A 14,329-nucleotide genomic window follows, 5' to 3' on the forward strand; every position below is an offset into this window, starting at 1 on the left:
ATATACGCCAGAAGATTCACTTATACAAAGAAATGATTTTAGCCGCTAAATAGCTGGCGCCAAAGATAGGGTTTTTAACAGTCTTATTTTAATAGTAAGGTGGGTAAAATAGAACAATTCACTAGTTTTTCAGAATTCATTATTCTCTTGAGGTAAAAAAGTCTTTAGTGTAATTTGTGAAATTAGTGGCTCTTAACAGTAGATACCATAAACCACAGGTACCTTATGCATGGCTGGTTTTTGAGCCTTTTTCCACTCCACAACAGTTTTAGCAACCAAATACTGCTTTGCAGAAGTAATGTCACGGCCAATAAAAACAAGCGTTTGTGGAGATAAACACTCAAGTAAGGTATCGAACATTTGTTCATTGCGGTAAGGTGTCTCTATAAAAAATTGAGCCTGTTTTTGTTTGAATACTAATTGTTCCAATTCCTTCAAACGTTTTATTTTTTGAGTTTTGTCAATAGGTAAATACCCAACAAAAGCAAAATTTTGACCGTTAAATCCTGCGGCCATTATGCTTAAAACAATTGAACTTGGCCCAACCAAGGGTACAACTTCAATGTTTTTTTGATGAGCTAATTTTACAACCTCGGCACCAGGGTCTGCAATACCGGGACAGCCTGCATCACTCATTAAGCCTATATTTTCACCGTTTAATAAAGGATTAAGAAGTGACGATAATTCGCCGGTTTTTGTATGTTCGTTCAATAAGAATATTTCTGCATTCTGAATGGTTGTATATCCAAAACCTTTTAAAAAACGACGCGCAGTTTTTGCATCTTCGCATATAAATTTTGTAAGCGTATTTATAATACCAGAATTATAATCCGGAATAAACCGGTGTCCGTTTTCTTCAACAATGGGTACCGGCAATAAATAGAGTTTTCCAAATGACTTCACTCTGTAATATTAGATAAAATATTTTATCGTTACTTTGTATTGAATTAAATTAATAAACATGTTAGGCTTAAAACTTGAAACCGATCCGCACTGGGTAAATATTGTTGAGAAGAATATCGAAGAAATCCTTACTGATCATGCCTGGTGTGAACAAAAGGCTGCCACCAATGCCATCTCTATTATGATAAGTTATCCGTATCACAGTGATTTGGTAGATGAGTTGTTAAGTTTAGCGAAGGAAGAGTTAAGCCATTTTGAAATGGTTCATCAAAAGATTAAAGAGCGGGGCTATAAATTAGGTTTTGAAAGAAGAGATGAATACGTGAATGAACTGTATAAGTTTATGCGTAAGGGTCACAAGAAAGAAATTGTGCTTATTGATAGATTGTTATTTTCTGCCATGATAGAAGCCCGAAGTTGCGAACGTTTTCGGATTTTATCTCAACACATCGCTGATCAGGAATTACGTGCTTTTTATCACGAACTAATGATTAGTGAAGCAAATCATTACACAACATTTTTAGCCTTTGCGCGTAAATATGGAAACGAAGTAGAGGATGTGAACGCTCGCTGGCAGCAATGGTTAGATTATGAAGCTGAAGTGGTGAAAAACTACGGAAAACAAGAAACAATTCATGGTTAGTAGTATCAATGCTAAAGAACTTGCGCAAGTTGACTCCATTTAAAAATATACTGGTAATACAAACGGCTTTTATTGGTGATGCGATATTGGCTTCAAGTTTGTTGGAAAAGTTACACAAATATTTTCCGGATGCAACGCTAAGTATCTTGGTAAGAAAGGGAAACGAAGGTATTTACGAGGCGCATCCCTTTTTAAAAGAAACCTTGGTTTGGAATAAAAAGGAGAAAAAGATTAAAAATTTATTCGGTCTTCTTTCAATCATTCGAAAGAATAAATTCGATGCCGTTATAAATTGCCACCGGTATGGAAGCTCAGGCTTTTTGACAGCTTTTTCCGGCGCTAGACACACCGCAGGCTACAAAGAAAATCCATTTTCCTTTATGTTTAATTTTACGTCCAAACACATTATTGGTGACGGTAGACATGAAGTAGAGCGCTATAATCAACTCATAGAAGACTTTACAGATAAAACGCTTTCTAATCCTAAATTATATCCTTCGATTAAAGATGAGGAAAAAATTAAGAGCTTAATGAATGGCTCCTACGTTTGCATGGCGCCGGCTTCGGTATGGTATACAAAACAACTTCCTCTCGAAAAATGGATTAAACTCTGTGATAAAATTCCTTCTGAAAATACTATTTACCTGCTGGGTGCAAAAGGTGATATACACTTATGCAATGAAATAAAAAGTAGATCCAAGCACTTAAAAATTGAGATTCTTGCAGGAACATTGACTTTGTTGCAATCATGCGTTCTAATGAAAGGTGCTTTGATGAACTACGTAAACGATAGTGGTCCTTTACACATGGCATCATCAGTGAATGCTCCTGTAACCGCTTTCTTTTGTTCAACTGTCCCGGAATTTGGTTTTGGCCCCTTATCTGACAATAAAACTGTAATTCAAGTGGAAGACTTAAAATGTAGGCCTTGTGGTTTACACGGCCATAAAGCTTGCCCCGAAGGGCATTTCAAATGTGGAAATTTAATTCCCCTTGAGAATAGTTGGAGTTAAAAACAGAAATAAATTTGAGATACAGTGAATGGAAATAATTCCTAAAATAAAAACTCTTGAAGAAAAAAAACTCATTGGCATGAATACAACAATGAGTTTAGCGGAAAATAAAACGACGGAGTTATGGAGAGAGCTTATGACCAGGAGAGAAGAAATTAAGTCCGCGATTGGTAAAGATCTCTATTCTTTGCAGATTTATAATTCAAACTATTTCGAGAATTTTGACCTGAAAAACAGTTTTAAAAAATGGGCCTGTGTGGAAGTGACTAATTTTATATCGATTCCAGAAAAAATGGACACACTCGTTCTGCAATCTGGCCTTTATGCCGTTTTTTTATACAAGGGTTCAAGTGCGAATAATGCAGTTTTTAATTATATTTTTTCGGAATGGCTGCCAAATTCTGAATATAACTTGGATCTAAGACCACATTTTGAGGTGATTGGTGAAAAGTATAAAAACAATAGTCCCGATTCAGAAGAAGAAATATGGATTCCAATAAAACCCAAATAAGTTGAAAACTAGTTAATCAAGGTTTAAAACCTTTTTGCTTTTTTGACTCTAGGGTTGTATTTTTAATGCTAGGTTAATTTAAAACTATCAGCCATGACGATTCAAAAAACAAATGTTCTGTATAGAAATAGAAATTACGAGGTAATTCTTGAAGATGGTATTGTTTCTTACATCGACCCTCTAAAACCTGGCTTTCGCAAAACTACTAATCAAGCGCCTGGGCATAAAATTACAACCATCGAAGGAGCTAAAAGAGCCGCTTTACAGGTAATTGAAAAGCGAATAGTACCTAATATGCGTTTTTCGGATTAAAGCAAAAACGCATTTTTCTTTTTTTAGCTTATGAACGTGGGTTAAAGGGATATTTTTAGTTTATTTCAATTCGTAAGTCTTTTTCGCTGTGCAAGTTCGGATCAGTTGGAATTTTTGGGAATTTGGATGCTTTTCGTGTACGCGCAGGCAGCGTATTTTGAATCCTCACTAAAATTTCCAGTTCTTTTTTCTTGAAAAAAAAGAACCAAAAATTCAAGGCTACATAAAATTTTGCGGAAAATCTTCAGCAATTTAAGCTGGCCCTTTGATCATGTCTCGGCCGTCATTTTTTTGAAGTTAAGCCGAGACAGCAAAGTGCCCAAGCGCTCATTGCAAATACCGTTTCCTTTCTCGAAAAGCCTTTAAGCAACGTTGTGTGTTAGACTACTGCAAGCTTTTCGAGAACTCCATTTAAATTACTGAAGATTTGTCTTGCAAAATTTTATGAGGCCAAGTAAACTTCACTAGTCAATTTTCTATGACCTCTGAGTTATTTTTGGATTTCTTCTCCCAAGCTTTTCAGATTGATCCGCAAATTCAAGTCAATTAACAAGTCATCTTTAGTAAGTTTAACAGGATTAGCCAGTAAATTCGAGATCTTTCTCTTAGTTTTAATGAAATTATGGAGAAGGTGGAACGACCAATAATATTAGTTACCAACGATGATGGGATATTTGCGCCTGGTATTACTTTTTTGGCAAAAGTAGCATCTAAATTTGGCCGCATTGTGGTGGTAGCGCCAGATAAACCTCAAAGTGGCATGGGTCACGCCATTACAATCAACTCAACTTTACGTATTCAGAAAACCAACCATCACAATGCAGAAATCGAGTACGCTTGCAGCGGTACGCCTGTTGATTGTGTGAAAATGGCTGTGAACCACATCTTAAAAAAAAGACCAGATATTGTACTTAGTGGAATTAATCACGGTAGCAATAGTTCAATTAATGTAATATACAGCGGAACGATGAGCGCCGCTATTGAAGGAGCACTTGAAGGAACGCCAAGCATTGGCTTTAGTTTATGTGATTATGCCATGGAAGCTGATTTTAGCCAAGCTGAAAAATTTGTTTCTAAAATTATTGAAGAGAGTTTGAAAAATAAGATGCCTAAGGGTGTTTGTTTGAATGTAAATATTCCAAAATTAAAAGAAGCAGATTTTAAAGGCATAAAAGTTGTTCGTCAAGCGCGCGCTAATTGGGTAGAGCGTTTTGAAGAGCGTAAAGATCCTTATGGACGAGAGTATTATTGGCTCACAGGTGAGTTTGTAAATTTTGAACCAGAGTCTTTAGACACAGATGAATGGGCGCTAAAAAACGGTTATATCTCTGTTGTTCCCACACAGGCAGATCTTACAGCACATAAATACTTAACCGACTTAAAACATTTCGAAAAAATATGAATAGGATTCAAAAAGCAGATAGATGGTGGATAGGTTTATTGGTAGGGATTATTTTTCCGGGACTAATATTTATGCTTTACTGGCTTTTTTTTCATCATGGAATTAGTTTTCCAGGACGATTCATTAAATATTTAATGAATGGTTACCTGTTAAGTAATATCGTGAAGTTATGCGGGCTCGGAAACCTGGTCATTTTTTACCTCGCTTTAAATTATAAGATGGATAAGTTTAACAAGGGAATTATTTTGAGTGTGTTTTTATATGTACTTCTTATCGCCTATATAACTTACTATCACGAACCGGAACTACTCTAATGAAATACTATTTCATAGCAGGCGAGGCCAGCGGCGATCTTCATGGAAGTAATTGCATGCGCGAAATTCAAAAGTTAGATGAGGATGCAGCTTTTGCATTCACTGGTGGAGATTTGATGGAAGCCGTGAGCAATGTAAAACCTGGGATCCACATTAAGCAAATGGCTTTCATGGGTTTTGTTGATGTTCTTAAAAACATTCGTACAATTAAAAAAAATTTTAAAATTGTAAAAGAAGAAATTTTAAAATTTAAGCCAGATCTATTAGTCCTGGTTGATTATCCGGGTTTCAATCTTCGTATGGCTAAGTGGGCAACACAGCAGGGTATTAGAGTAGATTATTATATTTCTCCTACGGTGTGGGCTTGGAAAGAGGGCAGGGTAGAAGAAATAAGGAAATACACGCATAAACTATTTGTGATCCTTCCCTTCGAAGAAGCTTTTTATCAAAAACACAATCATAAAGTTTATTTTACAGGACATCCACTCATTGATGCTATAGAACAACAAAAACAAAAATTTAAATCCAAAGAGCTTTTTATAAAGGTCAATGAACTGTCTGGAAAGCCTATTATAGCCGTGCTTCCTGGGAGTCGCGTTCAAGAAATTGAGCGCATGCTTAAAATTATGCTCGAGGTAACAAACGATTTTAAAGAGTATGAGTTTGTTGTTGCTGGCACAACAAATCTTCCAATATCTCATTACGACTCCTTAAAAAAACATAAGATTAAAGTGGTGTTTAATCAAACCTATGAATTAATGTCTTATGCTAAAGCTGGTATTATTAAGTCCGGCACTTCAACCCTAGAAAGTGCGTTATTTAAATTACCGCAAGTAGTTTGTTACAAAGCTGGCAGTTTGTCTTTTGCAATAGGTAAACGCTTGGTGAACGTTAAGTACATAAGCCTTGTAAATTTAATTATGGACAAGTTAATTGTGAAGGAACTTATACAACAGGATTTTACTTCAAAAAATATTTCTGAAGAATTGAAACGACTACTTGAAGACCAGTTTTATAAAAATAATATGATTGCGGAATACACGGAATTAACAAAACAGCTTGGCGGCGTGGGTGCTTCAGAAAGAATAGCAAAGCATTTAGTACTTGATGCCTCAGAAAAAAAATAAAATGAATAAACTAAAACAAAAAATAAAGTTCTTATTGATCCCGATATTGGCCTTCGCGGGTTCTACCTCGTTTTTTGTTCCAGCAGAAAGCATTCAAATTAGGGTCTTCGCCCACTTAAAAATTTCAGAATTACATACCATTATTAATCTTGGAACCTATCAATTATTGGGTGATGGAGTCATGATTGCTGAGTGTAGACCCCTTATGGATTTTAAATTGAGGGTAAAAGGAGATAGTGTTGAGGTTTGGAAAAATGATATTTTAATGGGCGTATTTCGTTACATTAAATTTGTAAGTGATAACGGGAGTGAGCTAAAATTAAGGCTGACAAATCCAGATAGAAAAGTACGGACCTATCAAGATGATTTAAGTTTTTCTGTCAGTGAAGGATTTTTGAGAGTTATTAATGACATTGTTCTTGATAATTACATTGCCGGTGTAACTGAAGCTGAAGCAGGCTCTCGTTCTACTTTAGAATTTTATAAAGTGCAGGCAATACTTGCACGAACCTTCGCTTTAGCACACTCAGATAAACACGCTTTAGAAGGATTTAATTTATGTGATCAGGTGCATTGCCAGGCATATTACGGTAAGCCGCGAGATGAAAACATTTATAGAGCAATGGAAGGAACACGTGGTAAAGTTGTTGTGGATGAAAATCTCAATTTAATTACCGCGGCTTTTCATAGTAATAGCGGTGGACAAACTGCAAACAGTGAGGATGTGTGGGGCTCACGAACGACTTATCTAAAAAGTATTATAGATACATTTAGCGTAAAAATGCCTAATTCGCATTGGGAACGACGTATGTTAAAGGACGATTGGTTAAGTTATTTAAAACTAAAACATAATTTTCCTGTAGATAAGGTCCAAGAGAAAGAAGCAGCATTAAACTTCACTCAGAATTCACGTAAGATATTTTTAGAATGCAATAATTCTCGCGTACCGCTTAAAAACATACGATTGGATTTGCAGTTAAAGTCAACTTTTTTTAGTGTATCACAAATAAACAAAGATACCGTTCTTTTTACCGGCAGGGGCTACGGGCATGGTTTAGGCATGTGTCAGGAAGGTGCTATGAGAATGGTTAAACTGGGCTATTCTTATACCGATGTTTTAAATTTCTATTATCAAAACATTCAGTTAATTGATTTGCATAAATTGAGTTTCTTTAAGGATGAATAAGCTTTTCTTGAATTGTTTTTGATGTAACTTTCTCTTAAATTTAATAAATGAAAATTCCTTTCACTAAAATAATTGCCTTGATTTTTTTAGGTTTTAGCACTTCAATTTATAAAGCGCAAGAGCCACAAACCATTCGTGTTAAGAAGGAATCCAATTTAGCAAAAGTTGTTTTTGATATCACAGATCCAAGATTGTTTGTAGTTGATCGTTTTGGGAATCCTAGAGAAAATAAAATCTTATCCTATAAACTTTACGTAAAAGGAAAGCGTGAAACAAAAGAATTTAGTGGTCATAGCAATCGTTTAAATCAGGAAATGCTAACGTATTTAAGGAAGCAAACGGTTGCAACAAAGATCTTTTTCACAGAAATCTCTGCTGAAGACGATGATGGCCACTTAATTAAATTGCCCGATGCCATTGATGTTTGGTTCCCTGATTGCAAAAATTGCGAGAAGAAAAAGAGGTAGTTTTATTCATTAATCGATAATTTCTGACACTACAAAAAATCGCCGGTGAATTTCTTTGATTAAGAAACCTACCGGCGATTAAATTTTAAATAGATCTTTCTGCTTAGTTATAAGCAGGTAACAAACCGTAATTTTTACCGTACTCTAACATTTGTTGTGTGAAATTTTCAGGATACTCAATTTTCACATCAATCACTTTATCACCTTCCATTGTAGGAACTAATTTAGGTTGAATGAAACCAGCATACGGCGCGATTTTTAGTTTTTCATAGCGTGCAATAATTTCAGTGTGCAAAGTGGGATCAATTTTCACGCCATAGTTCTCAATTAAATCATGACCAGCTTTGTAATCACCTTGTGATTTTACACGTTGAATTTCTCTTAATAGATCGCCAAATAACACACGCAGTTTAGCGTAATCATTCACCACATAATATGTTTTTTCGTTTTCAAATTTTTTCTCAATCACATTCTCTTTGGCACCTTTTTCAAAAACCCAAGCAGCAACCATTTTACGGTTACGCATGTGCGCTTCTTCAATTTCTTTACCCGGCTTAATGCGCGATAATTGAACAATTAAACCTTTTGTAATGTATTCGTCGTACGCAGCTTTACCGCATTCGAGGTTTGGCATAACACCTAAATCAATTAATTTAGGATCCATTAAATAATAGAGAGCAACTAAATCGGCGCGACCTTCTTCAAGTGCACTGGCGTAATTTTTTAATGTTTCTGAAGATGAACCAACTCCTTTTTCAATCACACCACTGGCATGACCAATTACTTCATGCATATCAGTGTGCAACTTATCAGACAAAGAACCGTATTTAATTACACGTTGTTTGATCTCGTCGTTATAATAAAATTCATTTACAACACTTCCACCTGCAGCTTGATCATAAGCTTCAACAATGTTACCTAGATTAACAGATTTACTCCCATGTACTTCTCTAATCCATTCGTTGTTTGGAAGATTAATTCCAATTGGCGTACTTGGCGCAGCATCACCGCTCTCCATCACCGCATTAATTACTTTAGCTGAAATCCCTTTAACATCTTTCTTTTTGTGTTGAGGTAAAAGAGGCGAATTGTCTTCAAACCATTGTGCATTTGCACCTATAGTTGCAATACGCTTACTAGCTTCAAAATCTTTTATCGAGACAACAGACTCAAACGAACCTTTTTTTCCTAAAGGATCTTGATACACTTCAATAAATCCATTCACAACATCTACAGCACTTTCAGTATCTTTTACCCAAGCAATGTTATATAAATCGAAATCTTCTAAGCTTCCTGTTTTATAAAATTTCACCAAAGCTTCTAGGGATGCTTTTTGATTTTCGTTTTCAGCAACTGTTATAGCTTTTTCCAACCAATACACAATTTTCTCAATAGATGGTGAGTACATGCCACCTACCTTGTAAATTTTTTCTACAAGCTTGCCATTTTCCTTCATAAGCTTACTGTTTAAGCCGTACATCGGATTTTGTTCACTTTTCTTATTTACTTGAGCTGCGTAAAAATCAACCGCTTCTTTTTGTGTTACGCCTTCGTAAAAATTAACTGCAGAAGATTTTACTAAATCTTTTTTGGAATCCAAACTCACTTTTTTAGCAGCAATGGTTGGATCAAAAATTAAGGGTGTAATAAATTTTATAAAGTCTTCTTTGCTTTGACCAGCTTGCAAAGGAAGTTGGTCTCCTTCAACATGACTGATTACATGTGTGAAAAATTCTTCGCTGCATTCAGGAATAAATTTATCATTGTTATAATGATGATGAATACCATTGCTAAACCAAACACGTTTCGCGTAAATTTCTAATTTCTTGAAATCTTCACTTTCAGAATCATGGTTTTCCATGCTTAAGATCGATTCTAAAGTTTTACGAATAACTAAATTGTATTTATAGTTCTGGTCGTAATTCATGTCACGTCCGCAGAGAGCTGCTTCTGACAAATAATATAAAAGCGTTTTAGTTTTTAAATCCAGATTTTCAAATCCGTCAACATGATAACGCAAAACACGTAAATCAGCGAATTGTTCGGCAATGTATTTAAAATCGGTAGCAGGTTTAACTGAATCTGTAACAGTTTCTTTTTTTAAACCAGCTAATTCATTGTCAGAAGATTGACACGAGGCTAGTACGACTGTAAGTGCCGCAATTGTTAAGTAATTTTTCATGTTCTTTTTTATTAAGGTTACAAGTTTAGTATTTATTTAATCGGTATGCAAGGTCAAATATCAAGTAAATAGAGGGTAAAATAGGACCAGCCAAAATTTAGAATTTGAAAATTATTTCCTTAGGATAACAAATAAAGTACTTACTCACTGTTTTACTTAAACTTTGCAGATTGAGCTGATCACTTGCTGCCGCCACATCAATTAATTTACCATCGCTCATTAAAATATTGATATTAAACTGATCTGCTGTGTAAGCACTATTATTTACTACATCGGTTAATACAAAATAATGCGCGTCTTCTTTGGAAATCTTATAAAGCTTGCAAACCCTTTCGGTAAAGCCGTTAATATACGCTTCATCAAACGGTTCGTTTTGCATTTCGATTTTAAATAATTTTCTATCCAATAAATTCTGACATAATTTTGCTAGAATTTTGTCTTCACATTCGCACCACACTTTTATGGCTGCGTCTAAATCACTGTCATCCAACTTCGAAAATTTATTCAGCAAAGCCGCATCCATTTCAAAATCTTTTTGAGTGAAATTGTTTTTTAAGAATAATGATAGAGTAGGTGTAGCAAACAGTTCAGTTCCTGAAGCCGTAATTTCTTTGGCACGCTGTAAAATGTTTACAAGCAAGGTTTCCGCACTTAAAACTGTTTTATGCAGATACACCTGCCAGTACATAAGTCTGCGGGCTATTAAGAATTTTTCAATGCTATAAATTGCTTTATTTTCTACTACAAGTTCGTTATTTGCAACGTTGAGCATTTTAATAATCCTATCGCTACTAATTACGCCTTCACTCACGCCTGTAAAAAAACTATCGCGTTTTAAATAATCTAGTCTATCCATATCCAATTGTGAACTCACCAATTGATGAAGGAATTTTTTGGAGTGGCGGTTATTGAAAATTTCAATAGCAAGTGTTAGTTTACCGTCAAACTCTTCATTCAATTTAGCCATAAACAAACTGCTAATGGCTTCATGACTCACACCACGAACAATACTATGTTCAAGGGCATGTGAAAATGGTCCATGACCAATATCATGCAATAAAATAGCAATTAGCACAGCTTGTTCTTCTTCCTCTGTAATAAGAATGTCTTTTTGTCTTAAGGTAAGAACAGCCTCCTGCATTAAATGCATAGCGCCAACCGCATGATGAAAACGGGTATGCAATGCACCTGGATATACAAGGTTGGTTAAACCCAATTGTTTAATCCTTCTTAGTCTCTGAAAATAAGGGTGATTTATGAGATCGTAGATAAGATCGTTTGGTATGCTAACAAAACCATAAATGGGATCGTTAATGATTTTACGTTTGTTCGTGTACATTCAGTGATTAAAAACCAAAATTCGTTAATAAATTCGTCAATTGAAATAATAAGAGATAAATTTAATACGTTATAGTTTATAAAACGATAGTATATGGATAAAATAAAAATATTATGGGCAGATGACGAGATTGCTCTTTTAAAACCACACATTTTATTTTTGGATGGTAAAGGCTATGAGGTAGTAACTGCACTGAGTGGAGACGAAGCTATTGATATTGTTAAGGAAGATCGCGGAATAAGCGCTGTGCTGTTGGATGAAAACATGCCTGGTATTTCAGGACTAGAAACCCTATTGAAAATTAAACAAGCAAATTCCGACCTTCCCGTAATTATGATTACAAAAAGTGAGGAAGAACATATTATGGATGATGCCATTGGTGGCAAGATTGCAGATTATCTTATAAAACCGGTAAATCCTAATCAAATTTTACTTTCGCTTAAAAAAGCACTAGATAACAGACGTTTAGTGAGTGAAAAAACCAATACCGATTACCGTAAAGAATTTGGACAAATTGGTATGACTATTAACGAAAAGTTAAGCTGGGAAGAATGGGCAGAGCTCTACAAAAAAATTATTTATTGGGAATTGGAAATGGATAAACTTCAAGACAAAAGTATGCTTGACGTTTTAAAGATGCAAAAATCAGATGCCAATAATCAGTTTTTTAAATTCATTGAAAGGCATTATTTAGATTGGTTAAGTGGAAAAGATCCCAATCCACCAATAATGAGTCACACACTTGTGAAGAATCGTTTTTTACAGGAATTAGGAAATGGTCCGGAGCCGGTATTTTTTATTCTAATAGATAATTTGCGTTTCGACCAATGGAAAATAATCCAGCCTTTAATTCAGGAGTATTACAAAGTGGATAAAGAAGAATCTTTTTTCAGTATTCTACCAACGGCAACACAATATGCGCGTAACGCAATTTTTAGCGGATTAATGCCAAGCGAAATCGAAAAACGTTTCCCTGATCAATGGTTAAATGATGAAGAAGAGGGCGGGAAAAATTTGCACGAAGAACTTTTTATGCAAGCGCAAATGAAACGTTTGGGTAAGGATATTAAAATGAGTTATAATAAAATAACCAATTTTACTGCCGGGAAAAAATTAGCAGACAACGTCAATAATTTATTGCAAAATAAATTAAATGTGATTGTTTACAATTTTGTAGATATGTTAAGCCACGCACGTACCGAAATGGAAGTGATTCGTGAGTTAGCTGAAAATGAAACGTCATACAGAAGCATTACGTATAGTTGGTTTGAGCATTCGCCCTTGTTTGATATTATTAAGCAGTTGGCCGATAAAAAAATAAAAATCGTTATTACCACCGACCACGGAACAGTACATGTAAAAGAGCCGACTAAAATTTTGGGAGATAAAAATGTGAATTCGAATCTTCGTTACAAACAAGGTAAGGCTTTGGAGTATAATGCTAAAGAAGTGTTTGAAGTTAAGAACCCGGCTGATGCTTATTTACCTAAGCAACATCCAAGTACCCGCTTTGTTTTTGCAAGAGAAGATCGCTTTTTCGCTTATCCTAATAATTTTAATCACTATGTGAATTATTATAAAAACACTTTTCAACATGGTGGAATTAGTTTAGAAGAGGTAATTATTCCTTATCTGGTTTTGTCTCCAAAATAATTCTTTAAAAAAGTTTTTGTGACATCTCTCATTGAATTAAATATTTCTGATGTAGAAAAAATATCGTCCTTCGCAAAGTCAATTCTTGATTTCGCGAAGGACACTAAACTATTTCTGTTCTACGCCCCAATGGGTGCAGGTAAAACAACGCTTATTAAAGAATTGTGTAATCAATTAGGAAGCAAAAATCATTTTAGCAGTCCAACCTATTCTATCATTAATGAATATGAATATCCTCGAGGTAAAATTTATCACTTTGATCTATATCGTTTAAAAAGTGAAGAAGAATTATTGGATCTTGGAATTGAAGAGCATCTTGATTCAAATAACTACTGTTTTTTTGAATGGCCTGAATTCGTAGAAGGGCTTATCTCTTCAAGTTGCGTCAAAATTGAGATCACAGTAAACGGAAATAATCGTTACCTTCGCGCGTCAATTAATTAAGCTAATAATGCGCTATTTTATATTCTTGGTTTTAATGTTTATTTCAGGATGGGCATTAAGCCAGGCCGATTCCTTAAAAAAGAAAAACAAACAGTTTTACATTTCTTGGGGTTACACGAAGGCTATCTATAGCAAAAGCACCATTCACTTTAAAAACACTTCTAATAAATTTAATGAATACAGGGGGAAACCAGATAATTACGATTTCACTATCTATGATGTAACAGCGTCTGACAAGCCGGACATGGATAAAATAGGTGACGTTGTGAATATTACAATCCCTCAATTTGTTGTTAGAGTAGCGTATATGTTCAATAACAAATGGGGTATTGAAATGAACTACGACCACACTAAGTATGTTGTAAACGATTGGCAGAGAACGCACATTAAAGGGCAAATTGATGGTATTGCAATTGATAAAGATACTACGATGAACCCGGACAGATTCCTTCATTTTGAGCATACAGACGGTGCGAATTTTTGGATGCTGAATGCCGTTAGAAAATTTGAACTTTACAAACCTTCTAGAAAATTCTGTGCTTCAGCAGTTGTAAAACCCGGTGCAGGCGTTGTCTTTCCAAGAACAGATGTGACTATTTTCGGTCAGGAATTAAATAATGATTGGCATGTTGCTGGTTGGATTGTTGGTGTGGAAACTGGATTAAGACTCGAGTTTTTTAGAAACGGTTTTTTTGAACTTGTATGCAAAGGGGCATATGCAAATTACCGACGTGCATTAGTTCTTGGAAGAGGGAATGGAAATGCTAACCATCATTTTTTTGCCGGACAAGTGACAGCAACATTAGGCTTGATTTTTAATAAAAGTAAATAGA

The 14,329-nt window shown here is 35.0% G+C and carries 15 protein-coding genes; 12 read left to right on the top strand and 3 right to left on the bottom strand.

The window, feature by feature from the left end:
• Positions 1-192: 192 nt before the first annotated feature.
• Positions 193-903 (bottom strand): SAM-dependent methyltransferase, encoded by a 711-nt coding sequence (locus P2086_RS10460; RefSeq protein WP_317896688.1) that lies wholly within the window; start codon positions 901-903, stop codon positions 193-195.
• 58 nt (positions 904-961) lie between these two features.
• Here P2086_RS10460 and P2086_RS10465 point away from each other — a divergent pair, with 58 nt between their 5' ends.
• The 9 genes from P2086_RS10465 (at position 962) to P2086_RS10505 (ending at position 7,878) form a co-directional block, all read left to right on the top strand.
• Complete coding sequence (locus P2086_RS10465) at positions 962-1,546, top strand: MiaE family protein (protein ID WP_317896689.1); 585 nt, start codon at positions 962-964, stop codon at positions 1,544-1,546.
• A gap of 29 nt (positions 1,547-1,575) precedes the next feature.
• A complete protein-coding gene (locus P2086_RS10470; RefSeq protein WP_317896690.1) occupies positions 1,576-2,559 on the top strand; it encodes a glycosyltransferase family 9 protein in 984 nt (327 codons plus the stop codon).
• Between the two features lie 28 nt (positions 2,560-2,587).
• A complete protein-coding gene (locus tag P2086_RS10475; RefSeq protein WP_317896691.1) occupies positions 2,588-3,070 on the top strand; it encodes a GyrI-like domain-containing protein in 483 nt (160 codons plus the stop codon).
• A 93-nt stretch (positions 3,071-3,163) separates the two neighbouring features.
• The gene (locus tag P2086_RS10480; protein ID WP_317896692.1) at positions 3,164-3,382 is read left to right on the top strand and encodes a hypothetical protein; all 219 of its coding nucleotides are present in this window, start codon (positions 3,164-3,166) and stop codon (positions 3,380-3,382) included.
• A gap of 622 nt (positions 3,383-4,004) precedes the next feature.
• Positions 4,005-4,784, top strand: coding sequence for a 5'/3'-nucleotidase SurE (gene surE, locus P2086_RS10485; protein WP_317896693.1), 780 nt, complete (start codon positions 4,005-4,007; stop codon positions 4,782-4,784).
• Entirely contained in the window at positions 4,781-5,098 is a 318-nt protein-coding gene (locus P2086_RS10490; RefSeq protein ID WP_317896694.1) for a hypothetical protein, read from the top strand. Before surE ends, P2086_RS10490 begins: the two co-directional genes overlap by 4 nt.
• Positions 5,098-6,225 carry a lipid-A-disaccharide synthase gene (lpxB, locus tag P2086_RS10495; protein WP_317896695.1) on the top strand — a complete coding sequence of 376 codons (1,128 nt, stop codon included), beginning with the start codon at positions 5,098-5,100 and terminating at the stop codon, positions 6,223-6,225. The genes P2086_RS10490 and lpxB overlap by 1 nt, the downstream gene beginning before the upstream one ends.
• Position 6,226: 1 nt before the next feature.
• Complete coding sequence (locus P2086_RS10500) at positions 6,227-7,411, top strand: SpoIID/LytB domain-containing protein (protein WP_317896696.1); 1,185 nt, start codon at positions 6,227-6,229, stop codon at positions 7,409-7,411.
• 47 nt (positions 7,412-7,458) lie between these two features.
• Positions 7,459-7,878 carry a hypothetical protein gene (locus tag P2086_RS10505; protein WP_317896697.1) on the top strand — a complete coding sequence of 140 codons (420 nt, stop codon included), beginning with the start codon at positions 7,459-7,461 and terminating at the stop codon, positions 7,876-7,878.
• Positions 7,879-7,981: 103 nt separating this feature from the next.
• Here the strand turns inward: P2086_RS10505 and P2086_RS10510 are convergent, their stop codons facing one another.
• The gene (locus P2086_RS10510) at positions 7,982-10,060 is read right to left on the bottom strand and encodes a dipeptidyl-peptidase 3 family protein (RefSeq protein ID WP_317896698.1); all 2,079 of its coding nucleotides are present in this window, start codon (positions 10,058-10,060) and stop codon (positions 7,982-7,984) included.
• 97 nt (positions 10,061-10,157) lie between these two features.
• Complete coding sequence (locus tag P2086_RS10515; RefSeq protein ID WP_317896699.1) at positions 10,158-11,399, bottom strand: HD domain-containing protein; 1,242 nt, start codon at positions 11,397-11,399, stop codon at positions 10,158-10,160.
• A gap of 93 nt (positions 11,400-11,492) precedes the next feature.
• On the opposite strand from P2086_RS10515, the gene porX reads away from it, so the two are divergent.
• From porX to P2086_RS10530, 3 genes are read left to right on the top strand one after another with little or no spacing between them, the layout of a single operon-like run.
• The gene (gene porX, locus P2086_RS10520; protein ID WP_317896700.1) at positions 11,493-13,052 is read left to right on the top strand and encodes a T9SS response regulator signal transducer PorX; all 1,560 of its coding nucleotides are present in this window, start codon (positions 11,493-11,495) and stop codon (positions 13,050-13,052) included.
• Between the two features lie 18 nt (positions 13,053-13,070).
• Positions 13,071-13,496, top strand: coding sequence for a tRNA (adenosine(37)-N6)-threonylcarbamoyltransferase complex ATPase subunit type 1 TsaE (tsaE, locus tag P2086_RS10525; RefSeq protein ID WP_317896701.1), 426 nt, complete (start codon positions 13,071-13,073; stop codon positions 13,494-13,496).
• A 7-nt stretch (positions 13,497-13,503) separates the two neighbouring features.
• The gene (locus P2086_RS10530) at positions 13,504-14,328 is read left to right on the top strand and encodes a hypothetical protein (protein WP_317896702.1); all 825 of its coding nucleotides are present in this window, start codon (positions 13,504-13,506) and stop codon (positions 14,326-14,328) included.
• Position 14,329 lies beyond the last annotated feature (1 nt).

Source organism: Aurantibacillus circumpalustris (assembly GCF_029625215.1).
In the GTDB taxonomy this organism is placed as follows: domain Bacteria; phylum Bacteroidota; class Bacteroidia; order B-17B0; family Aurantibacillaceae; genus Aurantibacillus; species Aurantibacillus circumpalustris.

Bases quoted from the DNA above. Each gene is read 5' to 3' on its own strand.
- P2086_RS10505 (WP_317896697.1), top strand. From the start codon at position 7,459: ATGAAAATTCCTTTCACTAAAATAATTGCCTTGATTTTTTTAGGTTTT.
- P2086_RS10490 (WP_317896694.1), top strand. From the start codon at position 4,781: ATGAATAGGATTCAAAAAGCAGATAGATGGTGGATAGGTTTATTGGTA.
- surE (WP_317896693.1), top strand. From the start codon at position 4,005: ATGGAGAAGGTGGAACGACCAATAATATTAGTTACCAACGATGATGGG.
- P2086_RS10500 (WP_317896696.1), top strand. From the start codon at position 6,227: ATGAATAAACTAAAACAAAAAATAAAGTTCTTATTGATCCCGATATTG.
- porX (WP_317896700.1), top strand. From the start codon at position 11,493: ATGGATAAAATAAAAATATTATGGGCAGATGACGAGATTGCTCTTTTA.
- P2086_RS10480 (WP_317896692.1), top strand. From the start codon at position 3,164: ATGACGATTCAAAAAACAAATGTTCTGTATAGAAATAGAAATTACGAG.
- P2086_RS10510 (WP_317896698.1), bottom strand. From the start codon at position 10,060: ATGAAAAATTACTTAACAATTGCGGCACTTACAGTCGTACTAGCCTCG.
- P2086_RS10530 (WP_317896702.1), top strand. From the start codon at position 13,504: ATGCGCTATTTTATATTCTTGGTTTTAATGTTTATTTCAGGATGGGCA.
- P2086_RS10515 (WP_317896699.1), bottom strand. From the start codon at position 11,399: ATGTACACGAACAAACGTAAAATCATTAACGATCCCATTTATGGTTTT.
- lpxB (WP_317896695.1), top strand. From the start codon at position 5,098: ATGAAATACTATTTCATAGCAGGCGAGGCCAGCGGCGATCTTCATGGA.
- P2086_RS10475 (WP_317896691.1), top strand. From the start codon at position 2,588: ATGGAAATAATTCCTAAAATAAAAACTCTTGAAGAAAAAAAACTCATT.
- P2086_RS10465 (WP_317896689.1), top strand. From the start codon at position 962: ATGTTAGGCTTAAAACTTGAAACCGATCCGCACTGGGTAAATATTGTT.